This is a genomic window from Desulfovibrio fairfieldensis, from assembly GCF_001553605.1.
GTDB lineage: Bacteria > Desulfobacterota > Desulfovibrionia > Desulfovibrionales > Desulfovibrionaceae > Desulfovibrio > Desulfovibrio fairfieldensis.
The window spans coordinates 3,528,709-3,550,850 of sequence record NZ_CP014229.1 but is presented as its reverse complement, the minus strand read 5'-3'; the positions used below and the strand labels follow the sequence as shown (position 1 = coordinate 3,550,850).

The window sequence follows — 22,142 nt, the reverse complement described above, 5'->3', positions numbered from 1 at the left end:
GGGACACCCCCGCGTCGGCGTGAAAAGTCAGTTTCAGAGCATTGAAACAGTAAACGTGCCGCCCCGGCGTGCGCGGCGCACCGCGAAGCGTCACGGCTCCGGCTGGATGGCGCTTTGAAAACATCGCCTCCAAAACTACTCCGCGTCAGCGCGAACAGGCCCCGTCGGAATCCGCCGCGTTCCTATGCGAAATATTTTATGGAAGAGTAAGTATGCCGGATTCATGCGGCGGAGGCAAGCACGGCACGGCCGCCCCGCTTGCGGGACGGCCCCGGCGAGGTATACAAATACGCTCCGGGGAACACGCCATGGATGAAACGCTCTTTTTCCTGCATCTGCCGCGCACGGCCGGGACCACGCTGAACGCCGTTCTGCACGATAATTTCGCGCCTGAAACCGTCCTGAGCGTCTATGCCAAGGAGGATTACGAGCGCTGCCGTATGCTGGAGGCGGACGTGCTGGAGCGCATCCGCCTCATCGAGGGGCATCTGATGCCCGAAAGTTTCGATCCGCCCAGCCTCTACGGCCGTCGCCTGCGCATGTTCACCCTGCTGCGCGAGCCCTTGAGCCGGCTTGTTTCGGAATACGTCTTCCAGAAGTCCTGGCCTGAAAACCATCTCTACGCCTATCTCAACGAAAATGCCGTCAGCTTCCGGGACTACCTCACCAGCAACGATCCCCTGCTGAAATTCCGGGGCAGAAACTTCGTCACCCACTGTCTGGCGGGCGTGTTCGCGCCGGACAGGAATCCGGACGAGGTGCTGGCCCTGGCTAAAAAGCATCTGGAAGAAAGTTTCTGCTTTGTGGGCATTCAGGAGCGCTTTGACGAAAGCCTCCTGCTGCTGGCCGACGAAATCGGCTTGCAAAAGCTCTTCCACGAACGCCGGAACATGCTGCGCCCCGGCCTGGCCGACGCCGTCAGCGCCGAAGACCGGGCTTTGGCCGCGCGCCTGAACAATGCGGACCTGGAGCTTTACGCCTTTGCGCGCACCCTCTTCGAGCGGCGCGTGGCCGCGGCGGGCCCGGACTTCACGGCCCGGCTGCGCCGTTTCCGCTTTCTGAACGGCAAGTATCAGAAAATGTGCGCCACGCTGGAAGACACCCTGGTGGGCGAGCGCGCGGGCCCCATCCTCAAGCCCAAGGGCTGACCGGCGCAAGCGGCGGCAATGCCGCATGGCCGTGCGGGCCGCGCACTCAGCGCCGACGCACAATAAGCCAGCCCTTGTTTTCCCAGAGCACATCGCCGTAAGGCTCCAGCAGAGCCCTGTCCTGCGGGCGGCCGCTCAACAGCCAGGACACGCCCGAGGCCAGCCAGGCGTCGATATAGCCTGTGGGTCCCCGCTGCATCAGGGCGTTGTAGCGCAGCCAGACGCGGGCCCTGTCCGCATCCTTGCCGTAGTAGGGATACAGACCGTCCTTGAAACTGTGGAAAAGGCCGCGCAAAGCCAAGTAACGGATGGCGGGATCACCGTTGTCGCTGAAGACCACGTCGCCGGGACGCGTCAACGCGTTCAGTTTTTCCAGCGCCTCACGCCGGGCGGCATTGTGCCGCAGCCGGTCCTCCGCCCGGTCCTGAAGCGGCAGGGTGAGGCCCGTATGCCGGGCCAGGCTGTGGAGCGCGCCCATGTGCCAGCGGTCCTGATTCAGCAGCAGGACCGCCAAGGCAATGCCGGCCAGCAGAGAAAAACGAAAAATCTTGCGCAGGCGCGGCCAGAAGCAGGCCACTCCGGAAACGACCATCAGCCAGGCCAACGGCACCAGAAAACGCGTGCCCCGGATCAAATCATGGCCCAGGGGCAAGCGGCCCAGCCGCGCGGCCAGTTGAAACTCGGCCCAGGAAAACAGGGCCACCAAAGCCAGAGCCAGCAGCATGCCGGGATACATGCGCGCCAGATCGCGTGCGCGCTCACCGCCTCCCCATCCGGCGGACACGGTGATCAACCAGCCCGCGCAGGCGGCGGGAAAGAGCGGAAACAGCACGCTGCAGGCCAGCAGATACCCGCCCAGATCCGCCAGCATCCTCCCATAATCCGCCCCCAGACGCAGATCGAACAAATATCTGAGCACGGCCAGATTGTCGGCGCTGAGAACAACGGCCTGTCCCCCCAAAAGAGAACGGAGAGAAAACAGCACGGGCAGGAAAAAACATAACAGGCAGACTGCCAGGATGCCCAGATGAACAGCCCAGCTCCGCTTCTCTCTGTTCAGGGCAAAGGCCATGAACAGCATGGCCCCCGTGGCCAGCGCGCTGATATTATGCACCCAGACGCACAAACCGGCGGCCAGCATGACCAGGGGCCTGGCCCGTACATGACGCAGGGCCGCGATGCCGCCCCAGAGCAGAAAAGGAAACAGCGCGGCGAAAAATACGCGCGGCACCGGGTCGCTGTGGGTGACGCCCCAGAATGTTCCCCAGCCCACCCAGACGGTTACGCCCATGACCAGGCTCAGAACGGCGGCCAGAATGGGACTGCCGAACAGCCAGCGCCCCAGAAGATAAAAGCCCGCGTAAAAAACGAAGACCGCCAGGGCCCCGGCCCGCAGCAGGCCTACGGCATACTCGTTTCCCGGCGTGAGCAGGGCGCCCAGATAACGCGCCGCATTCCAAAAAGAATGGGAATGCAGGGCCGCCGTAGGATCGGCGCTGAAACTTTCGGGATGCCGCTCCCCGGCGGTGATGTAAGCATACATGCCGAGGTCGCTGTCCAGCTCCGTCCCGTTGGCGGAAATCTCCAGCACGCCCGCCAAGGCGGCCAGCGCGTAGACCGCAATCAGCAGCAGAGCCGCTATATCCACCGCCCGGATGCGGCAACAATCACGCATGGCGACCTCCTCGCGCGCGGCCCGCAAACGGACGCGTCCGTCCGGCGGCTTTTCCTGCGCGAGCTTTTCTGATATACGCCGTCACATAATTCATGTGAGTGATCCGTCAGAAAAATTATTCTGCCGGGAGCACAACACATTAACACGAGAAAAGCCCGCGGGCTTTTCTCGTTCCAGACTGCGCAGTCTGGAACGAGAAAAGCCCGCGGGCTTTTCTCGTTCCAGACTGCGCAGTCTGGGCTTTGAAAGGCGGTCCCCTTGGAAAAGTTGCGGCCCTATATTCAGATCGCGCGCCCGGATCACTGGTTCAAACAGTTTTTCATGTTTCCGGGTCTCTGCCTGGCTTTCCTTTTTCTGCGGGACATTCCGGCCAACCTGGCGGGAAATCTCATCCTCGGCCTGGTCAGCACCTGCTGCGTCGCCTCGGCCAACTACTGCATCAACGAATATCTGGATGCGCCCAACGACAGGCAACATCCCACCAAATATCTGCGCCCGGCGGCGCAAGGCCTGGTGCGCCTGCGCTATGTGCTGCTGGAATACGCCCTGCTGGCCTGCCTCGGGCTCTGGCTGGGTTTTTATATCAATAAACTGTTTGGATTCACAGCGCTTTTTCTTCTGATTATGGGCATCTGCTATAACGTGCCGCCCCTCCGCACCAAGGACGTGCCCTATCTCGACGTCATCTCGGAATCCATTAACAATCCCTTGCGCCTGGTTCTCGGCTGGGCCATCTGCATACCCGATCATCTTCCGCCCAGCAGCTTTCTGCTGGCGTACTGGTGCGGCGGCGCTTTTCTCATGGCCCTGAAACGCTTCGCCGAACTGCGCAGCATCCGCTCCAAGGAAGTCATGGCCCGGTACCGCAAGAGCCTTGCCAGTTACACGGAACGGAAGCTGCTTGTCTCAGCCTTTTTCTACGCCATGAACACCGCGCTGTTCCTGGGTATTTCGCTCATTAAATACAAGATTGAATTCATTTTTCTTTTTCCCCTGGTGGCCCTGCTGTTCTCCTGGTATTTCAGCATCAGCATGAACGCCGATTCCGTGGTGCAGACGCCGGAAAAACTGTTTCATGAAAAAAAGTTCATGCTGTATACCGCGTTGCTGGTGGTCTTGTTCTGCGTAACCTGCTTCATCAACGTGCAGAGCCTGCAATTCCTGCTGGAACCCATCAACTGACGCCGTACGGTTCTTGCGTCCAGCGGGGGACAATGCACGTGACCTCGGGATTCAGGGACCGCGCCCTTTCCGCCAGCGCCGCGTCGCCGACCACATAGGCTTTGCGCGCTTCGGCCCAGACAGGCAGATCCGCCGCGGAATCACCGAAATAGTCAAACCCGCCCCTTCCGAACATCTCGCTGAGAAAGCGCGCCTTGTGCACGCCTTTGAGATTCACCGCCGACGTGGTGGCGAAAACAGCGTTAAAAAGCGGCAATCGAACGCGCATGGCCTCGGCCACTTCCTCATAGGCGGCTGTAGCCAGGCAGACCCGGCGCCCCGTGCGGGCGGCTTCCCCCAGCAGGTCGGCCACCGAGGCATTGAGAGGCATGCGCAGACAGGCCGCCGCGCTCCAGGGGGCAAGCTGCTTTTTAAAAAAACGCCGCCCGCGCGCTACCCAGAACGGCAGCACGCAGCACATCCACGGCCTGCGAGCCAGCAGATCCTTAACTCCCTCCACCAGGGTGTCTCCGGCCACCAGGGTGCCGTCCAGATCCGTCACCAAAGGGATATCTTTTCCATCCCGCTCCATGCCTATCCTCCACGCCGCCGCGCGATGAGCCAGCCGCCGTTTTCCCAGAGCACATCGCCGTATGGCTCCAGCAGGGCCTTGTCCCGCGGACGGCCGCTCAGCAGCCAGGGCACGCCCGAGGCAAGCCAGGCGTCGATGTAGCCCGTGGGTCCCCGCTGCATCAGGGCGTTGTAGCGCAGCCAGGTGCGGGAGCCCTGCACGTCTTTGTTATAGAAAAAAATATACCCGTCCTTAAAGGAATGCACCAGAGGGCGCTGAGCCAGATAACGCACGGCCATGGCGTCGCTGTCGCTGAAAACCGGCACACCCGGCGGCACCAGCCGTGCCTGCCTGTCCAGAGCCTCCCGGTAGGCGGCGGCTCCGCGCATGGCTTCCCGCGCGTCGTCCAGCAAGGGCAGCGGCAGGCCGGTCGCTTGCGATACCGCATACTGCGCGGCCATATACTGGCGATCCTGGCTCAGCAACAACACGGCCGAGGTAACGCCGCCCGCCAGCAGCAGACGCCCGGCACGGGACAGGCGAGGCCGGAAGCAGGCTAACGCGGCCACAATCATCAGCCAGGAAAGAGGCACCAGAAAACGCAGACCCCGCACGAGCTCATGCCCCAGGGGCAGACGTCCGAACTCCGGCGCAAGGCGGGATTCCGCCCAGGAAAACAACACAACCAGGACAAGGGCCAGCACAAAGGCCGGGCACATGGCGGCAAGGCGGCGCGCCCGCATTCTTCCGCGCCGCCGGACGATCAACCAGGCCGCGAAGCCGCCGCAAAGCAGGGGCAGCATCGGGCTGGAAAAACTTACCAGATGGGCCAGCCGTTCCCCCAGGCGACCATAGTCCTCCTGCCAGCGCAGGTTGAACAATTCCTGAAAAACGGCCATGTCAGCCGCACTGAAGGCGTGAGTCTGGGTCAGTGAAGGCCAGAGAAAGGCCAATACCGGTATGAAATACAACACCAGGCAGAAAACACAATTGACCAGATGCGCGACCAGGCTCTGCCCCTGGGGACGGTGCAGGGCAAAGGCCAGAAAGAACATGGCCCCGGTGTTCAAGGCGCTTATGCCGTGCACCCACATGCACAGGCCTGCGGCCAGCATGGCCGGAGGCCTCAGGAGCGGGCGCTCCTGAGCGGCCAGGGCCCCCAGCAGCAGAAAGGGCCAGAGCGCGGCGAAAAACACGCGCGGCACAGGGTCCGACTGCGCGATGCCCCAGAAAGTGCCCCACTCCACCCAGACAGTGACTCCGGCCAGCAGGGCCAGCAGAAAAGCCAGGCCCGGACTTCCGAACAGCCAGCGGCCCAGAAGGTACCAGCCCGCGTAGAAAATGAAGATAGCCAGAGCTCCGGCCCGGAACAGTCCCACCACATAGTCGTTGCCGGGGGTCAGCAGGCGCGCCGTGAAGCGTTCCAAATTCCAGATGCTGTTGGCCGGCGTGACGGCGCGCAGCACGGGATCCAAGACAAACAGTTCGGGATGGTCCGCCCCGGCCATGCCTTGGGCATAGGTGGCCAGGTCACTGTCCAACTGCGCGCCGCCGACGGAAATGGACAGCACGCCCTGTAATGCGGCCCAGGCATAGCAGGCCGCCAGAGCCAGGGCGAGCAGATCCCAGAGCCGGTACCGGCGTGCCGGGCCGCCTTGCGCGGACGCGGGAGCAAAGGTTTGAAGCATAAAAAACGTACCGAGAGTATTATGTTGAATTATTATGCTCTGGCGCGCGGCGCGCAAGCAAAGCAACAGCTCGCCCGGAAAAAGCAGGCCGCCTGACGGCCCCGGTCACGCGACTGCCGCCTCAGAACTTCGCCTCGTCACCCTCCGGCATCCTGCCGCCCCTGGCGAGAAAGAGCGCGAAACAGAGCCCGGATGCGGCCAGCCCCATGCAGACCGAGGCCGTCATGGGCCAGCGGAAGGGAAATTTATCAAAGTAAAAGAGATAGCTGCCGCACACGGCGGTCATGAACAACGCGGGCACGGTGGCCACCCAGTGCAGGCGTTTGCGGCGGCGCAGCCAGACCGCCGCCGCCCAGAGGGACACGCAGGCCAAGGTCTGGTTCGTCCAGCCGAAGGCCATCCAGATGGCCGTGAAGTCGCCCACGGCAAAGTAAATGCCCAGCAGAAAGAGCGGCACGGCCAAAACGATGCGCCGCCCCAGCGAGCCCTGCTCAAAACGGAGCACGTCGGCCAGGATGAGCCGCCCGGTGCGGAAGGCCGTGTCGCCGGTGGAAATGGGCAGGATGACCACGCCCAGAAAAACCAGGGTGCCCCCCACCAGCCCGCCCAGCAGGCCTTCGGAAGCCTTGGAAACCACCACCGCCGGAGTTCCGGCCGCCATCAGGGCCGCCGGGTCCCCGTCGTAAAAAGAAAGCCCGATGGTCACCCAGATCAGCGCCAGCACGCCCTCGGCGATCATTACCCCGTAAAACATCAGCCGGGCCTGCCCTTCCGAGCGCATGCAGCGGGCCATCATGGGCGACTGGGTGGCGTGGAAGCCCGAGATGGCCCCGCAGGCGATGGTCACAAAGAGCAAAGGCCAAAGGGGCGCGCCCTTGGGGTTCAGGTTAGTGAAAAAGTCGGCCGGGCGCAGGTTGGGCAGAATGCTGTACTGGGGATTGAGCAGCAGCGCGGCCAGCAGGCCGAAGGCCATGAACAGCAGCAGGATGGCGAAAAAGGGGTATATCCTGCCGATGATCTTGTCGATGGGCAGGATAGTGGCGACGAAATAATAGCTGAAAATCAGGGCGGAAAAGAACAGGGCCAGCACCTTGCCCGCGGAAACCGTGCCGTCCGCCCCGGCGCAGAACACGGCCAGCGGACAGGCTTCAAGCCACTGCAACACGGCCGCGCCGCCCTCCCAGGAGCGCAGCAGCTCGCCGGTCTTGAAGGCCAGCAGCCCGGCCGGGCCGTTGACGAAAACCGCGCCCACCAGAACCATGAACCAGATGGTGAAGACCAGCATGAACCAGCAGGCATATTTGCCCAGATTGCGCCCGATGAGCTCCGGATAGGAGGCCGCCCCGTAACGCAGGCTCATGGCCCCGGTGAGGAAATCGTGCACCGCGCCCGCGAAAATGCAGCCGAACACCACCCAGAGCAGGGCCGCGGGGCCGTACACCGCGCCCAGAATGGGCCCGAACACCGGCCCCAGGCCCGCGATGTTCAGCAACTGGATGAAAAAAATCTTGTACGGGGGCAGGGCCACGCAATCCACGCCGTCCGCCCTGCTCTGCACCGGAGTCGGCCGCGTGCGGTCAATGCCGAAAACCTTTTCCACAAAAACGCCGTACACCGCGTAACCCAGCACCAGCAGGCCCAGCGCCGCAAGAAAGCAGACCATCCCCATCCCGGCCGTCCCGCGAAGTATGTTGAAAACACTATAAATTGACGCCCACCTGCATAGTTCCGGCCGTGATAAAGGTCAAGACGCGGCCTGGGCCCTGTGGGTCCTGTCCGGCGACGATGAACCCGGGCTTTTCGAGGCCGCCCCTACCCGCCGTACCATGCGGGCCGGCCCTCCGGAACGTCGGCCCGGCAGCCCTGCCAGAGATCGCGCGCGTGCAGGGCGCGCAGCAGATCCGCCATCAGCGGGCGTTTGAGCGCGGCCCAGGCCGGGGCCACCAGTTCGCCGGGCGCGGGATCGCTTTGCAGACGGTGCATGACCAGGCGGGAAGGAATGCGCGGCAGGGCCGCGCAGAGCAGGTCCACATATTCGTCGCGCTCCAGGGGCTGGTAGCGCCCGTCCCGGTACCGGCGGGCCAGTTCCGTGCCCTCGGGCACATAAACATTGTGCAGTTTGAGGCCGTGCAGGGGCAGGCTCACGGCCCAGTCCACGCTTTCCAGAAAAGCCGCCTCGCCCTCGCCGGGCAAACCGGCCATCAGATGCCCGCAGACCAGCAGGCCGCGCCCGGCGGCTTCGGCCACGGCTTTGGCCGCGCAGGCCGCCGTATGCCCCCTGTTGACCCGGGCCAGAGTGGCGTCATGGGCGCTTTGCAGGCCCAGCTCCAGCCAGATCTCCGCAACGCCCGCTTCGGCCCCGGCCCGGAGCAGAGCGTCCAGCTTGGACGGGCTCAGGCAGTCGGGCCGCGTACCCACGGCCAGGCCGCAGCAGTCCGGCAGGGCCGCGACCGCGTGCAGCAGGTCTTGCAGACGCTCCAGGGAGCCGTAGGTATTGGAAAAGGATTGCAGATAGGCCAGGAAACGACGGTCCGGGTCCCCGGCGCGGTACTTTTGCCGCCAGGCCTGCCACTGGGCCGCCAGGGACAGGCCGCGCCCGCCCAGGCCCGAGCCCGAACCCAGGGCGTTGCAGAAGACACAACCCCGCGTGGACAGCAGGCCGTCGCGGTTGGGACAGGCCGAACCGGCGTCAAGTGGAATTTTTTGCACCCGCATGCCGTACTTGCGGCGGAAATACGCGGCCAGAGTATGCCAACGCACCATACTAACGCGCCTTGCGGGCGGATTAGGGGCTGTTCCGGGGCCGGTTCGGGAATCCGCCGGCCGGGACAAAGTTTTTGAACCCCACGCCCATCGTCTTGACTTCACGCCCGTTTTAGCCGAACAGTTTTCAGCCTGACGACAAAAAATTATTTCCGGACCGTTGCCGCCGCGACGGCCCCGGAATGCCGCTCCCGCCCGCCGGGACCATACGCATACCAGCACAGCGAGGCAAGCAAGAGTAATGTCCAAGATTCTGGATTTCGCACTGGGGATGTTTTCCAACGATCTGGCCATCGACCTGGGCACGGCCAATACCTGCGTCTACGTCAAGGGCCAGGGCATTGTGCTGCGCGAGCCCTCGGTGGTGGCGGTCAAAAAGGATTCGCGCGGCAACAACGTGGTGCTGGCCGTGGGCCACGACGCCAAGCGCATGCTCGGCAGAACCCCCGGCAACATCTGGGCCATCCGTCCCATGAAGGACGGCGTCATCGCCGACTTTGAAGTGACCGAGGCCATGCTGCGCCACTTCATCGCCAAAGTGCACAACTCGCGCCGCCTGGTGCGCCCCCGGATCATGATCTGCGTGCCCACGGGCATCACCCAGGTGGAGAAGCGGGCCGTCAAGGAATCCGCCCAGTCAGCCGGAGCGCGTGAAGTCTATCTGATTGAGGAACCCATGGCCGCGGCCATCGGCGCGGACCTGCCCATTCAGGAACCCACCTCCAACATGGTGGTGGACATCGGCGGCGGCACCACCGAAGTTGCGGTGATTTCCCTTTCCGGCATCGTCTATTCGCGCTCGGTGCGCGTGGGCGGGGACAAGATGGACGAAGCCATCATGACCCACGTCAAACGCAAATATAACATGCTCATCGGCGAATCCTCGGCCGAGGAAATCAAGATCAAGATCGCTTCGGCTTACCCCCTGGATCCGGAACAGCAGATTGAGGTCAAAGGCCGGGACCTGGTCACGGGCATCCCGCAGAACATCATCATCACCTCCGAGGAAGTGCGCAAAGCCATTTCCGAGCAGGTGGACAGCATTGTGCAGGCCGTGCGCATCGCCCTGGAGCAGACCCCGCCGGAACTGGCCGCGGACATTGTGGACCGCGGCATTGTGCTCACGGGCGGCGGCGCGCTGCTCAAGGGTCTGGATCAGCTTCTGCGCGAGGAGACCTCCCTGCCCATCACCGTGGTGGACGACCCGCTTTCCACAGTGGCGGTCGGCACGGGCCGGGCTCTGGACAGCCTGAACATCCTCAAAGAAGTCTGCATCGACTGACAGCGTGCGGTCTTCCACACCTTTGTGGCGTATTTTCTCCGTGGGCGACGTCATGCCGGAAGAAGCTTCCGGCATGACGTCGCCCGTGTGTATGCAATCGAGTCTGAGGCGGATATAACTCTGTGTCATTGCGGCGTATTCTGATTTTCGCGGGCGTCTTGCTCATCCTCTTTCTGGGTATGTATTCCTGGAACCAGCGCACCCGTACCCTGGACGACTTTGCCGCCAATATCGGCCTGGAACTGAGCGGCGCCGTGCTCAAGCCCATGCGCTACATCCAGGATGTGGGCACGGGCTTCTGGGAGCGCTATTTCGACCTGGTGAGCGTGCGCGAGGAAAATGAGCGCCTCCAGGCCAGAGTGGCGGACCTGGAATCCCGCCTGCTGGCCAACGGCGAGGATCTGGCCGAGCTCAAACGCCTGCGCGCCCTGGTCCAGCTGCCGGTGGACGCCAGCTGGCGGCCCCTGGGGGCGCGCGTGCTGGCCGGGCGCATGGGCCCCAACGCCGTACTGGACAGCATCACCATCAGCCGGGGCTATGCCACGGGCGGGCGGCCCGGCACGCCGCTGGTCACCCACATGGGCCTGGTGGGCCGTGTGCTGCGGGCCAGCGCGCATACCGCCACCGCCCTGCTGCTCACGGACCCGGGCAGCCGCATCGCGGTTTTCTCGCAAAACAGCCGGGCGCTGGGCATCCTGGCGGGGCAGGGCACGGGCCGCAAGCTGGAAGTGAATTTCGTGCAGCGCGACGCCAACGTGAAACAGGGCGAGGTGCTGATCACCTCCGGCCTGGACGGCAAATATCCCAAGGGCATTCCCGTGGCCCGCGTGCTCAGCGTGGCCCCTTCGGACTACACCCAGTTCATGGCCATTTACGCCGAGCCCCTGGTGGATCTGCAACATCTTGAAGAAGTGCTGCTGCTGGAGCCCACGGGCATCGCCCAGCCCGAGCCCGAGCCCGAAGGTCCGCCGCCTGTCTTCGTGGGGCCTCCCGCGCCGCCCGCCGCCGTGACGCCATGAGCAAGTTCCGCAACATCTGCTGGTGGATTTTCTTCATGGCCATCGCCGTCTGCCTGCAGGCCCTGGTGCCGGGCCTGGACGTGCTGGCCGTGGGCCTTATCATTCTGTTGCAGGAGCGGGACTACAAGAACATGCTCTGGCTCCTGCCGCTCTTCGTGCTCTTGCAGGAGGGCATGGGCACCCGCGAGTTCGGCGGGGTCATCGTCTGGTACGCGGCGGTCATCGCGCTGTTCAAGCTGGGCCGCTGGTTGTTCGAAGTGGAAAACTTCATTTTCATCTTTCTGCTTTCCGCCTGCCTGGGCGCGGCCTATTACGGCGTGGCCTGGCTCATGGCCCCGCTGCAGAATCTCGCTTTCAACGTGCCGGACGAGCTGGACAAAAGCCTGATCCAGGCGCTCTTCCTGCCGTTCGCCTGGCGTCTGTTGATCGCGACGCGGCACTGGACCACGGATGATGAAGAAAAATAAGCGCCTCTTCGCGCCCGGCTCCCCAGGCGCGACGCCCAGCAAAAAAGAGGGCATCCGCTCCTGGCTCAAAATCCAGGTGGAGAGCGAGGGCTACCAGCCCCCGCGCGGCGGGGTCGTGTTTTTGCAGGTGCTTGTGGGCCTGTTGTTCTTCGTCTTTGTGGTCCGCTTCTGGTACCTCCAGGTCCACCGCGGCGAGGAATTCGCCCGCCAGGCCCAGGAAAACCGCCTGCGCCAGGAGCGCATCTTCGCCCCGCGCGGCCGCATTCTGGACGACGGCGACAAGCTGCTGGCCGACAACCGCACGGCCTACGGCCTGTCCCTGGTACGCGAAGACTGCCACGACATCCCGGCCACCCTGGCCCAGATCAGCGCCTGGTCCGGCATTCCGCTGCCCCAGATCTGGGAGAAATACCAGCAGGACCGCTTCAAGGTGAAGTCCTTTGAACCCCTTCTGCTGATCACGGACATCGACTTTGACCTGGTGGCCCGCATCGAGTCCGAGATCTACGCCTGGCCGGGTCTGGAAATCGTGGTCCGCACCAAGCGCAGCTATCCGGAAAAAGAGCTTTTCGCCCATGTGCTGGGCTATGTGGCCGAAGCCAACGAGCAGGAAATGGCCAAAGATCCGGCGCTGGCCATGGGCGATCTGGTGGGCAAGCAGGGCCTGGAGCTGGAGCTGGAAAAACAGCTGCGCGGCCGCAAGGGCCTCTATGACGTGGAGGTGGACGCCCACGCCCGTGTGCTGGGCAAAGCCCTGCGCGAAGAGCCGCGCGGCGGGCATGAGGTGCATCTTTCCCTGGACCGGGGCCTCCAGCAGGCGGCCTGGGACGCTCTGGGCGGCGAGGCGGGCTGCGTGGTGGTCATGGAGCCGGACACGGGCAAGCTGCGCGCCCTGGTCACCTCCCCGGCCTACGACAACAATCTTTTCGCGGCGGGCATTTCCCAGCGGGACTGGGACGCCCTGCGCACCAGCAACCGCTTTCCCCTCCAGAACCGGGTGATCCAGAGCGTCTACCCGCCGGGCTCGGTCTGGAAGCTGGTCATGGCCGCCCTGTTCCTGGAACGCGGCGTCAATCCGCGCGAAACCGTGTTCTGCCCCGGCCAGGTCAAGCTGGGCAACCAGATTTTCCGCTGCTGGAAAAAAGGCGGGCACGGGGCCATGAACATGGAAAGCGCGCTGGTCAACTCCTGCGACGTCTATTTCTACCTCATGGCCGAGCGCCTGGGCATTGACAAGCTGGAGGAATTTGCCAAGGCTTGCGGCTTCGGGCGTCCCACGGGCATTGACCTGCCGCACGAAAAATCCGGCTTGGTGCCCTCGCGCGAATGGAAAAAGCGCCGCTTCGGCAGGCCATGGGTGCGCGGCGAGACCTACAACGTCTCCATCGGCCAGGGCTACACCCTGGTCACGCCCGTGCAGGTGGCGGTCTATGTGGCGGCCATGCTCAACGGCGGGGATCTGCTCAAGCCGCAACTGCTCAACGACGCCCCGCGCGTGGTGCAGAGCCGTATTCCGGCCAAGCCTGAAACGTTCAAGTTTGTGGTGGACGCCATGCGCAAGACCGCGGGCGTGGGCACGGCGCGGGTGGTGGGCCGCAAGGACGCGGACATGGGCGGCAAAACCGGCACGGCCCAGGTGGTCAAGTTGAAAATGACCGCCGGAGACCGCCGGGTGCGCTCCTCGGAAATGGAGTACGCCCAGCGCGACCATGCCTGGATCGCCACCTGGGGCTCCAAGAACGGCAAAACCTACGTGGTGGTGGTCATGGTGGAGCACGGCGGCGGCGGTTCCAGCGTGGCCGGACCGGTGGCCAAAAAGATTTACGATTATATCTTCGGCCCGGATTCGGGCGCGCCCGCGTCCCCGGCTCCGGCGACAGCGCCGCGCCCTGTCCGGGGGCGGGAGGATTAGGACCTGTTAACGCTATGCCTTTTTGCCCTCCTGCCGCGTCAGATTTCACCTGCTTTTTCGGTCGAGTACCAGAAGAGTACACTCCCTCAAAGCAGGTTTATCTTCCTTGCAGGCGAACAAAAATTCTATAGCGTTAACAGGCCCTGGGGCAATTCACCTTTGAAACAGGCACATCGCCCAAATGGCCGCGAAGAGCGGACATCCGCGCCAAGTGCAAGGAAATGCCGCGTCATGGTCTTTTCGCCCTCTGCCCGCGCCGGGCGCGCTTCGTGTGAAGGTCGAACAGGTTTGAAATATATTTCCTCCGCCCGGAGCTCGCATGGATAAACGCCTGTTCAGCTACATCAACTGGGGCCTGCTGGCCTGCATGTTCCTGCTCTATTTTCTGGGCGTGGGCAATCTGTACTCCGCCAGCGGCACGCGGCTGGAAGACGGCCTGGCCTTTTCCGGTTTTTACCAGCGCCAGTTGATCTGGGGCGTGTGCGGCCTGGCCTGCATGCTTCTGGCCATGAGCTTTGACTATCGCCAATTGCGCAACCTGGCCTGGCCCTTTTTTCTAATCAGTCTGGCGCTGCTGCTCCTGGTGCCCGTGGCGGGCAAAACCGTCTACGGGGCCAAGCGTTGGCTCTCCCTGGGCTTCATGAGCATCCAGCCCTCGGAACTGGCCAAGCTGGCCGTGCTGGTGCTGGCCGCGCGCCTGCTGGCCCGCGACGGGCGCCCGCTGGGCTGGAAGGATTTCAGCGCCGTGCTGACTGTGGGCCTGATTCCAGCCGCCCTGATCGTCACCCAGCCGGACCTGGGCACCACTCTGATGATCCTGCTGATTCTGGGCGGCATGATCCTCTTCCACGGGCTCAAGGGCTATGTGCTCAAAACCTGCCTGCTGGCCGTGCCCTGCGCGGCGGCCTTCATGTGGTTCGTGGGCATGCACGACTATCAGCGGCAACGCATCCTGACGTTTCTGGACCCCGGCAACGACCCGCGCGGCACGGGCTACCACATTCTGCAGTCGCGCATCGCCATCGGTTCGGGCCAGCTCTGGGGCAAGGGCTTCAAGGAAGGCACCCAGAGCCAGCTCCGCTTTCTGCCGGAACGCCATTCGGACTTCGCCGTGGCCGTGTTCGGCGAGGAATGGGGCTTTGTGGGCTGCGTGGCCCTGGTCACCCTGTTCTGCCTCTTCCTGCTCTCGATCTTCTCCACGGCGGTACAGGCCAAGGACCGCTTCGGCAGCATGCTGGTGGTGGGAGTCTTCTTCTATTTCTTCTGGCAAATTTTCATCAATATGGGCATGGTCATCGGGCTGATGCCGGTGGTGGGCATTCCCCTGCCCTTCATCAGTTACGGCGGCAGCGCCACTCTGGTCAATTTCACGCTGCTGGGCATTGTGCTCAACGTGTCCATGCGGCGCTTCATGTTCAAGGGATAAGTGTTAACTGCTCCAGAGGGTGTCGCATGAGATGAATTTTCGTGTTATATCAAGGAGAAAGAGCCTTTTAGCGCTGCTGTCTTTATCCGTAATGCTCGTTCCTCGCATAACGGCTAAAGCATGAAGGAAGTGTACTCTTGCCTCAGCCGTTGCAGCGAAGCCGCTTACGGATGAGGACAGCAGAGCTATGGTACTCGACCGGAATAAAAGGCGAATTTCGACGCGGAGATAACCGGAAAGACACTCATGACGACACCCTCTAATGGCGAAATGGAGGGTACCCGTGGGCAAGGACGAAATCGCATATCTCGGTTCCGACACCGTGTATGAAGGCAAACTCACCTTCAAGGGCACGGTGCGCATTGAAGGCAAATACACCGGCGAAATCGTCAGCGACGGCACGCTGAACGTGGGCAAGGACGCCCAAGTGGACGGCACGCTGAATGTGGGCGAACTGCTGCTTTCGGGCCGCTTTTCCGGCGAGGTCACGGCCAAGCGCCGGGTGGTGGTCTATGCTTCGGGCGTGCTTGAGGGCACGTTGCAGACGCCCAACCTGCTCACCGAGGAAGGCGGCGTCATTGAAGGCCAGGTGATCATGAAAAATCCCGGCAAGGCTCCGGCCAAGGGCCTGCTGGGCGGCAAGGAGGCCTGAACCCCGGCCGCGAGCCGCTCTGCCCCGCGGCGGGAGCGGCCGAACGGAGCGCGTTGCCTGAGCGTAAAAAATAGATCATACTTGAGAAAGTAAAGGCAAAGGTTTTGACCTTTGCCGTCATCAGAGCAGGCTAACTTTGAGAATTACCATTTTCAACGTTACTCTGCTCCGGGCATTCTCGCCGCGCCCCCGCCCCCGGCGGACGGGTGCGGTCCACAGCGTTCCTCAAGGAGGCACTCATGGCACAAGATTATTTTCGCGCACTCAGGGACGTGGCGCTGGTGATCAACTCCAGCCTCGAGCCCAAAGAAGTCCTGCATAAAATCACGGAACAAACCGCCGCCACCATGGGCTGCAAGGCCAGCACCATCCGCCTGCTGGACAGCACCGGGCGCTTTCTGCTGCCCAGCGCGGCTTCCGGCCTTTCGAGCACCTACATGCGCAAGGGGCCGGTGGAGGTCAAACGCAGCGGCCTGGACGGCGAAGTGCTGGCCGGCAAAACCATCCACCTCAAGGACGCCACGGCCGACGGCCGCTTCCAGTACCCCGAATCGGCCAAGGCAGAGGGGCTGGTTTCCGTGCTTTCCGCGCCGCTCATGGCTGACGGCAAGGCCATCGGTCTGATCCGCGTCTACTCCGACGTGGAGCGCGACTTCACCCCCGACGAGCAGACTTTTATGGAAGCCGTGGCCGCCATTTCGGCCCTGGCCATTGAAAACGCGCGCCTGCACGAGGCCCTGCGCAATAATTACGAGCTGATGGCCAAGCATGCCTACTCGGTCTACGAAGACTAAACAGGCCCGGCCCTCTGCCCGCTGGCGGCGTCAGGCTTCGCTTCGCGCGCCGGCCACGTCTGTTTTGATATGCTCCCGGCACTCGAAGCTCGCCTTCCTTGCCGGCGAACAAAAATCCGGGCCTGTTGCATAATCGGGCAACGAGCTGTTTTTCCTTTTTATGTTGAGGACATACACATGAAAAAAGTCAAAGTGGGCATCAACGGCTTCGGCCGCATCGGCCGCCAGGTTTTCCGCGCCCTGCACAAGAGCTACAAGGACCGCGTGGAAGTGGTGGCCATCAACGATCTCTTCGACGCGGAAACCAACTTCCATCTGGCGGAATACGACTCGGTCTACGGCCGGGGTTATCTGGACGCCAAGGTCAACGGCCAGGAAGTGATCGTGGGCGACTGGAACATCCACTGCTTTTCCGAGCGCGACCCCAAGCAGCTGGCCTGGGGCGCGCATGACGTGGACGTGGTGATTGAGAGCACGGGCATCTTCCGCACCGCGCCGCAGGCCGGCGTGCACCTGGACAACGGGGCCAAAAAAGTCATCATCACCGCCCCGGCCAAGGAAGAGGACATCACCATCGTCATGGGCGTGAACCAGGACCAGTACGACCCGGCCAAACACCATATCGTGTCCAACGCCTCGTGCACCACCAACTGCCTGGCCCCGGTGGCCCTGGTGTTGCAACGCGAGTTCGGCATCCAGATCGGCAATATGGTCACCATCCACTCCTATACCAACGACCAGCGCATTCTGGACATGGCCCACAAAGACCCGCGCCGAGCCCGCGCCGCGGCCTGCAACATCATCCCCACCTCCACGGGCGCGGCCCAGGCCGTGGCCAAGGTCATTCCCGAACTCAAAGGCAAGTTCAGCGGCTATTCGTTGCGCGTGCCCACGCCCACGGTGTCGGTGGTGGACTTTTCCGGCATTCTGGAAAAGCGGACGGATACCGAAACCCTGCTGGGCAAGCTCAAGGAAGCCGCGGACAGCGATCTCAAGGGCGTGCTGGAATACAACGACAAGCCTCTGGTTTCCATGGACTTCAAGGGCAATCCGGCCTCGTCCATCCTAGAAGCCTCCTACACCACCGTGCAGGACGGCCGCATGGTCAAGGCCGTGGCTTGGTACGACAATGAATGGGGCTATTCCAACCGGGTCTGCGACCTGGTCTGCCTGATGCAGGACAAGGGCCTCTAGGGCCTGTTAACGCTATGCCTTTTTGCCCTCCTGCCGCGTCAGATTTCACCTGCTTTTTCGGTCGAGTACCAGAAGAGTACACTCCCTCAAAGCAGGTTTATCTTCCTTGCAGGCGAACAAAAATTCTATAGTGTTAACAGACCCTAGAGCAGATTAACTTTGAAATTTGTAAAATTTCAAAGTCGGCATTCCGGCGAAAAACGTGGTTATCGTTGCTGTTGATCCCCGTATGGTCCCGTTGTCGCCAACGGGGACAGCCCTTCGGGCTGCCTTCGGTCGCCTCGCCGGAATCCACGCCGCGTTGCTCTCGATGCCTGTACGCCCTTTGGGCTGCAGGCACGGCCCTACGGGCCGCCGTCGGGTCGGTCTTCTCGGCGCGCCGCACTATGTGCGGTGTCAGAGCAGGTTACCTTTAGAAGGTAAACTGCTCTAGCCCCTCCGGCGCCGATATCGTTCTCATCCCGTGGCGGAAAGCGTCTCCGCCACGGGATGAGAAAACGTCTCTCCCCCCGAAAAACAGAGGTACACGCATGGATTTCTCCCACACCGGAATCACGCGGCCCCTTTCCCGGCCCTTCATTCTCACGGCCGCATTTCTTCTTTTCCTGATCTCGCCCTTCCCAGCGTCGGGCGCGAACCGGGATGCGTCCGACAAAAATACGCTCAGCGACGGCTACCCCTCCGTCAACAAGGCCGAGGTGGAGGCAAAACTGCGCGCCAAGGGCAAGCGCCCCTGGATTGAGCGGGAAAAAGGCATGGGCGTCGTGACTCTGAAAAACGGCGGTACGCTGCGCGAGGATTTTTTGCCGCTGGACGCCTATGAGGCTTACAGCGATGTGGATCTGCGCGACACAATGCCCAAATTCGCCCCGGGCTACGACAATCAGAATGGCAAAGCCGACGCCGTTTCCCGCGCTCTGGAAAACTGGCTCAAAAAAGACCTGCCTTTCGGTTTCAAGGCTCTGGCCGGCGACGGCAAGGTGGATGTGGTCAAGCTGGAGAAGTACGGCGGCGTCAAAGCCTATGCCTTCATCATTCCCATGGGCCGCGAGCTGGCCGCCATTACGCCCGACCACAAGCATTTCTACTATAAAATACCCGACGTGCTGCGCACGCTGGAGGGCTTTCTGGCCACCCAGCCCGAACTGGCCAAGGTCATCTGGCTTGAACGCGGCGACAACTTCTTCATGTTCGTGCTGCAACGCAAGAAATAGCGGCTACCGTGCCGCCGCGCGGCGCGTTACAGCGCGGGCGCTGTTGCCCACGAGCAGGCACAGGCATACCCCGCATATTTTGCGTATCGTTTCTCTCCAAAAATGTTTTGCCGCTGCCCCCGTCAGGGAGCAGCGGCATTTTCGGTTGTACACAAAAGTCGAGCTGGCCGCCGGAACCTATCCGGCCGGACAAGCCAACATCAGGCGAAGTTGTAACCCGCTTCCAGGGCCTGGGCATTGACCGGGATCAGTTTGGCGTAGTGCGCGCTGACCACCCGCCTGAGGGCTTCCTGCACCGCCGTGAGCGGCAGCGCGCCCGTGGCCTTGAGCCATGCCCCCAGCGCCACCATATTGGCCAACTTCACGTTGCCCAGTTCATGGGCCATGTCGTTGGCCGGAATGTAGACGCTGCGCAGGCCGGCATCCAGCAGCCCTTGGCTGACCAGCGAGGCGTTGACGATCTGCACGCCCCCGGCCCGCAGGCGCGGTTGGAATTTGTCCAGCGAGGGCTCGTTGAGCACAATGGTGGACAAGGGCTCGCGCACCAGGGGCGAGCCGATGGGGTGGCTGTCCAGCACCACGGTGCAGTTGGCCGTGCCGCCGCGCATTTCCGCGCCGTAGACCGGAATGAAGCTCACTTCCAGGCCCTGTTCCATACCGGCCTGCGCCAGCAGATTGCCGATCAGCATCACGCCCTGGCCGCCGAAACCGGCCATAATCACGTCCTGATACTCAGCCACGGGGGGCCTCCTTTGCCTGCGCGTCCTCCGCAACTGGCGCAACAGGCGCAACAGGACCGGCCCCGGCCGTGGCGTCCTTGAACACGCCCAGGGGGAAGACCGGAATCATGGCCTCGGCAATGCGCTTGTTGGCCGCCACCGGGTCCAGATGCCAGTTGGTGGGGCAGCCCGAAAGCAGCTCCACAAAACCGAAACCCAGACCGTCCAGTTGGACCTCGAAAGCCTTGCGCATGGCCTTTTTGGCCGCCCGCACATGTTTGACCGAATCCAGGGCGCAACGCTCTGCATAGGCCACGCCTTCGAGCTGGGCTATGATCTCGGCCAGGCGCACCGGGCCGCCCTCGTTGCTCAGGGAGCGGCCCTGCCGGGTCGTGGTGGTTTTCTGGCCCACCAGGGTGGTGGGGGCCATCTGGCCGCCGGTCATGCCGTAGACCGTATTGTTGATGAAGATGGTGGTGATCTTTTCGCCCCGGTTGGCCGCGTGCAGGGACTCGGCCAAACCGATGGCGGCCATGTCGCCGTCGCCCTGATAGGTGAAGACCACGGCGTCGGGCCGGGCGCGCCGCACGCCCGTGGCCACGGCACAGGCCCGGCCGTGCGGCGCTTCCAGGCCGTCCACGTTGAAATAGTCGTAGGTGAAGGTGGCGCAGCCCACCGAGGCCACCAGTATGGTTCTGTCCGCCACGCCCAACTCATGCAGCACCTCGCTGACCAGGCGGTGGGCAATGCCGTGATGGCAGCCGGGGCAGTAATGGGTGGGGCACTCGTTGAGCACGGGGGTGACGTCAAACACCAGACGTTCGCCCGGCTGCGGGCGCAGCGCATCGGCCGTTTCCGAAATCCGCGTCATTAGTTCTTCTCCTTGAGCGCCCGGAGGATGGGGTCGGCCAGCGCGTCCGCGCCGATGAACAGGCCGGGCATGACCCCGTGCCAGGCCACCGGGGCCGCGCTGTTGAGCGCCAGGCGCACGTCCTCGACCATCTGGCCGGTATTCTGCTCGATAACCAGGAAACGCCGCCCCGGCACCAAGGCGCGCAGGGCTTCGTCCGGGAAGGGATACAAGGTCACGGGCCGGAACAGGCCCAGCCGGTGTCCCTGACCGCGCAACTGGCGGATGGCGCTGCGCGCGATGCGGGCCATGGAACCGAAAGCCACCACCACCAGCTCGGCGTCGTCCACGTCCATCTGTTCAAAGGCCGCTTCCGCGCGCATGGCCTCGTACTTTTCCATCAGCAGACGATTGCGCGCGGCCAAGGCCCCCTCGGCCAGATAGACGGATTTGAGCAGGCGCGGCGCGGCGGCGGGGCCGCGTTTGCCGTAGCCTTCCAGCCGCCAGTCGCGGGCCGTGTCCTGAATCGCCTCCGGCCGCATGGCCTCTTTGGGCGGCTCGCGGCGCACGGGCTCCTTGATCTGACCCACAATGGCGTCGCCCAGCACCATGACCGGGTTGGCGTATTTGAAGGCCAGGGCAAAGGCCCGGAACATGAAGTCATAACACTCCTGCGCCGTGGCCGGGGCCAGGACCAGGTTGCGGTGGTCGCCGTGGCCGCCGCCCTTGACCGCCTGAAAATAGTCGCCCTGGGACGGGCCGATATCCCCCAGGCCGGGGCCGCCGCGCTGCATGTTGACGATGACGCCGGGCACGTGGCTGCCCGCCATGTAGGAAATGGCCTCCTGCATCAGGGAGATGCCGCAGCCCGAGGACGAAGTCATGGCCGGAATGCCGCAGGCCGCCGCGCCCAGCAGCATGTTGGAGGCGGCCACTTCGCTTTCGGCCTGCACAAACTGGCCGCCGTTCTCCGGCAGCAGCACCGAAAGCGCTTCGGGAATTTCATTCTGGGGCGTGATGGGATAGCCGAAATAACAGCGGCAGCCCGCGTCCACCGCGCCGAAGGCCACGGCCTCATTGCCCTTGATCAGCACGCGTTCCGTCTGTGATACGCTCATACCGCGCCTCCTTCGGCCGCGTTTTCGGCTTTGACGCTTCTGAACACCCGGATGGCCGTGTCCGGGCACATGACGGCGCAGGACGCGCAGCCCGTGCACTGGCCGCTCATTTCCATGATTTCATAACCCTGGCGGTTGAAACGGCCTGACGGACGCAGGATATGGACAGGGCAGACCTCCACACAGAGCCGGCAGCCCTTGCAGCGATCTTCCAGAAAAACTACTCGTGACATATGTTTTTTACGCTCCTTCTAGTGTCGCGCCAAGCGACACATGTCGCAAACCCGCAAGGGGTTGCGCGCCGCCGCAGGCGGCGTAAGCACAGCAAAAATCGCGTTTTTTGCTGTGTGATCTTCACGCTGAACCGACAGGTGAGGCGTGACATTTCACTCGTGCCCAATTGCAAAAATTTCGAGCATAGGCACGCTCTCAATTTTCGCGGTCTCACGGCGGCTGCGCCGCCGCAAAACCCTACGGGTTTTGGGTGTC

20 protein-coding genes are annotated in these 22,142 nt (G+C 63.0%); 11 read left to right on the top strand and 9 right to left on the bottom strand.

The window, feature by feature from the left end:
• Nucleotides 1-308: 308 nt before the first annotated feature.
• On the top strand, nucleotides 309-1,148 hold the full coding sequence (locus tag AXF13_RS15020; protein WP_008682454.1) for a sulfotransferase family 2 domain-containing protein: 840 nt from the start codon (nucleotides 309-311) through the stop codon (nucleotides 1,146-1,148).
• Nucleotides 1,149-1,194: 46 nt separating this feature from the next.
• Here AXF13_RS15020 and AXF13_RS15015 read toward each other — a convergent pair whose 3' ends face one another.
• On the bottom strand, nucleotides 1,195-2,823 hold the full coding sequence (locus tag AXF13_RS15015; RefSeq protein ID WP_062254445.1) for a hypothetical protein: 1,629 nt from the start codon (nucleotides 2,821-2,823) through the stop codon (nucleotides 1,195-1,197).
• 258 nt (nucleotides 2,824-3,081) lie between these two features.
• On the opposite strand from AXF13_RS15015, the gene AXF13_RS15010 reads away from it, so the two are divergent.
• Nucleotides 3,082-4,005 (top strand): UbiA prenyltransferase family protein, encoded by a 924-nt coding sequence (locus tag AXF13_RS15010; protein WP_062254443.1) that lies wholly within the window; start codon nucleotides 3,082-3,084, stop codon nucleotides 4,003-4,005.
• Here the strand turns inward: AXF13_RS15010 and AXF13_RS15005 are convergent.
• The 4 genes from AXF13_RS15005 to mnmL form a co-directional block, all read right to left on the bottom strand.
• Complete coding sequence (locus tag AXF13_RS15005) at nucleotides 3,998-4,576, bottom strand: prenyltransferase (protein ID WP_062254442.1); 579 nt, start codon at nucleotides 4,574-4,576, stop codon at nucleotides 3,998-4,000. The genes AXF13_RS15010 and AXF13_RS15005 overlap by 8 nt on opposite strands.
• A gap of 2 nt (nucleotides 4,577-4,578) precedes the next feature.
• Nucleotides 4,579-6,243, bottom strand: a complete 1,665-nt coding sequence (locus AXF13_RS15000) for a hypothetical protein (protein ID WP_062254440.1) — start codon at nucleotides 6,241-6,243, stop codon at nucleotides 4,579-4,581.
• Nucleotides 6,244-6,364: 121 nt separating this feature from the next.
• Nucleotides 6,365-7,912, bottom strand: a complete 1,548-nt coding sequence (locus AXF13_RS14995; protein ID WP_062254438.1) for a carbon starvation CstA family protein — start codon at nucleotides 7,910-7,912, stop codon at nucleotides 6,365-6,367.
• 143 nt (nucleotides 7,913-8,055) lie between these two features.
• Entirely contained in the window at nucleotides 8,056-9,006 is a 951-nt protein-coding gene (gene mnmL, locus AXF13_RS14990) for a tRNA modification radical SAM protein MnmL/YtqA (RefSeq protein WP_062254436.1), read from the bottom strand.
• Between the two features lie 241 nt (nucleotides 9,007-9,247).
• On the opposite strand from mnmL, the gene AXF13_RS14985 reads away from it, so the two are divergent.
• From AXF13_RS14985 to AXF13_RS14945, 9 genes are all read left to right on the top strand, one after another.
• A complete protein-coding gene (locus tag AXF13_RS14985) occupies nucleotides 9,248-10,288 on the top strand; it encodes a rod shape-determining protein (RefSeq protein WP_008682471.1) in 1,041 nt (346 codons plus the stop codon).
• A 122-nt stretch (nucleotides 10,289-10,410) separates the two neighbouring features.
• Nucleotides 10,411-11,307, top strand: coding sequence for a rod shape-determining protein MreC (gene mreC, locus AXF13_RS14980; protein WP_062254434.1), 897 nt, complete (start codon nucleotides 10,411-10,413; stop codon nucleotides 11,305-11,307).
• On the top strand, nucleotides 11,304-11,774 hold the full coding sequence (locus AXF13_RS14975) for a hypothetical protein (protein ID WP_062254432.1): 471 nt from the start codon (nucleotides 11,304-11,306) through the stop codon (nucleotides 11,772-11,774). The genes mreC and AXF13_RS14975 overlap by 4 nt, the downstream gene beginning before the upstream one ends.
• Entirely contained in the window at nucleotides 11,761-13,686 is a 1,926-nt protein-coding gene (gene mrdA, locus AXF13_RS14970) for a penicillin-binding protein 2 (protein ID WP_083522127.1), read from the top strand. Before AXF13_RS14975 ends, mrdA begins: the two co-directional genes overlap by 14 nt.
• Nucleotides 13,687-14,005: 319 nt before the next feature.
• Complete coding sequence (gene rodA, locus AXF13_RS14965) at nucleotides 14,006-15,112, top strand: rod shape-determining protein RodA (RefSeq protein WP_062254431.1); 1,107 nt, start codon at nucleotides 14,006-14,008, stop codon at nucleotides 15,110-15,112.
• A 283-nt stretch (nucleotides 15,113-15,395) separates the two neighbouring features.
• Nucleotides 15,396-15,764 carry a bactofilin family protein gene (locus tag AXF13_RS14960; RefSeq protein WP_062254429.1) on the top strand — a complete coding sequence of 123 codons (369 nt, stop codon included), beginning with the start codon at nucleotides 15,396-15,398 and terminating at the stop codon, nucleotides 15,762-15,764.
• Between the two features lie 239 nt (nucleotides 15,765-16,003).
• Nucleotides 16,004-16,558, top strand: coding sequence for a GAF domain-containing protein (locus AXF13_RS14955; RefSeq protein WP_062254427.1), 555 nt, complete (start codon nucleotides 16,004-16,006; stop codon nucleotides 16,556-16,558).
• 177 nt (nucleotides 16,559-16,735) lie between these two features.
• A complete protein-coding gene (gap, locus tag AXF13_RS14950) occupies nucleotides 16,736-17,752 on the top strand; it encodes a type I glyceraldehyde-3-phosphate dehydrogenase (RefSeq protein WP_062254426.1) in 1,017 nt (338 codons plus the stop codon).
• Between the two features lie 530 nt (nucleotides 17,753-18,282).
• Nucleotides 18,283-18,966 (top strand): hypothetical protein, encoded by a 684-nt coding sequence (locus AXF13_RS14945; RefSeq protein WP_062254424.1) that lies wholly within the window; start codon nucleotides 18,283-18,285, stop codon nucleotides 18,964-18,966.
• 200 nt (nucleotides 18,967-19,166) lie between these two features.
• On the opposite strand, the gene AXF13_RS14940 is transcribed toward AXF13_RS14945, so the two are convergent.
• From AXF13_RS14940 to AXF13_RS14925, 4 genes are read right to left on the bottom strand one after another with little or no spacing between them, the layout of a single operon-like run.
• Entirely contained in the window at nucleotides 19,167-19,706 is a 540-nt protein-coding gene (locus AXF13_RS14940; RefSeq protein WP_062254422.1) for a 2-oxoacid:acceptor oxidoreductase family protein, read from the bottom strand.
• Nucleotides 19,699-20,556: a thiamine pyrophosphate-dependent enzyme gene (locus tag AXF13_RS14935; RefSeq protein WP_062254420.1), complete on the bottom strand. Its 858-nt coding sequence runs from the start codon at nucleotides 20,554-20,556 to the stop codon at nucleotides 19,699-19,701. Before AXF13_RS14935 ends, AXF13_RS14940 begins: the two co-directional genes overlap by 8 nt.
• Nucleotides 20,556-21,653 (bottom strand): 3-methyl-2-oxobutanoate dehydrogenase subunit VorB, encoded by a 1,098-nt coding sequence (vorB, locus tag AXF13_RS14930; protein ID WP_062254418.1) that lies wholly within the window; start codon nucleotides 21,651-21,653, stop codon nucleotides 20,556-20,558. The genes AXF13_RS14935 and vorB overlap by 1 nt, the downstream gene beginning before the upstream one ends.
• Complete coding sequence (locus AXF13_RS14925; RefSeq protein WP_062254412.1) at nucleotides 21,650-21,886, bottom strand: indolepyruvate ferredoxin oxidoreductase subunit alpha; 237 nt, start codon at nucleotides 21,884-21,886, stop codon at nucleotides 21,650-21,652. Before AXF13_RS14925 ends, vorB begins: the two co-directional genes overlap by 4 nt.
• Between the last annotated feature and the right edge of the window lie 256 nt (nucleotides 21,887-22,142).

Coding starts and splice junctions, on each gene's coding strand:
- AXF13_RS15020 (WP_008682454.1), top strand. CDS start 309: ATGGATGAAACGCTCTTTTTCCTGCATCTGCCGCGCACGGCCGGGACC.
- AXF13_RS15015 (WP_062254445.1), bottom strand. CDS start 2,823: ATGCGTGATTGTTGCCGCATCCGGGCGGTGGATATAGCGGCTCTGCTG.
- AXF13_RS15005 (WP_062254442.1), bottom strand. CDS start 4,576: ATGGAGCGGGATGGAAAAGATATCCCTTTGGTGACGGATCTGGACGGC.
- AXF13_RS15000 (WP_062254440.1), bottom strand. CDS start 6,243: ATGCTTCAAACCTTTGCTCCCGCGTCCGCGCAAGGCGGCCCGGCACGC.
- AXF13_RS14995 (WP_062254438.1), bottom strand. CDS start 7,912: ATGGGGATGGTCTGCTTTCTTGCGGCGCTGGGCCTGCTGGTGCTGGGT.
- mnmL (WP_062254436.1), bottom strand. CDS start 9,006: ATGGTGCGTTGGCATACTCTGGCCGCGTATTTCCGCCGCAAGTACGGC.
- AXF13_RS14985 (WP_008682471.1), top strand. CDS start 9,248: ATGTCCAAGATTCTGGATTTCGCACTGGGGATGTTTTCCAACGATCTG.
- AXF13_RS14975 (WP_062254432.1), top strand. CDS start 11,304: ATGAGCAAGTTCCGCAACATCTGCTGGTGGATTTTCTTCATGGCCATC.
- mrdA (WP_083522127.1), top strand. CDS start 11,761: ATGAAGAAAAATAAGCGCCTCTTCGCGCCCGGCTCCCCAGGCGCGACG.
- rodA (WP_062254431.1), top strand. CDS start 14,006: ATGGATAAACGCCTGTTCAGCTACATCAACTGGGGCCTGCTGGCCTGC.
- AXF13_RS14955 (WP_062254427.1), top strand. CDS start 16,004: ATGGCACAAGATTATTTTCGCGCACTCAGGGACGTGGCGCTGGTGATC.
- gap (WP_062254426.1), top strand. CDS start 16,736: ATGAAAAAAGTCAAAGTGGGCATCAACGGCTTCGGCCGCATCGGCCGC.
- AXF13_RS14945 (WP_062254424.1), top strand. CDS start 18,283: ATGGATTTCTCCCACACCGGAATCACGCGGCCCCTTTCCCGGCCCTTC.
- AXF13_RS14935 (WP_062254420.1), bottom strand. CDS start 20,556: ATGACGCGGATTTCGGAAACGGCCGATGCGCTGCGCCCGCAGCCGGGC.
- vorB (WP_062254418.1), bottom strand. CDS start 21,653: ATGAGCGTATCACAGACGGAACGCGTGCTGATCAAGGGCAATGAGGCC.
- AXF13_RS14925 (WP_062254412.1), bottom strand. CDS start 21,886: ATGTCACGAGTAGTTTTTCTGGAAGATCGCTGCAAGGGCTGCCGGCTC.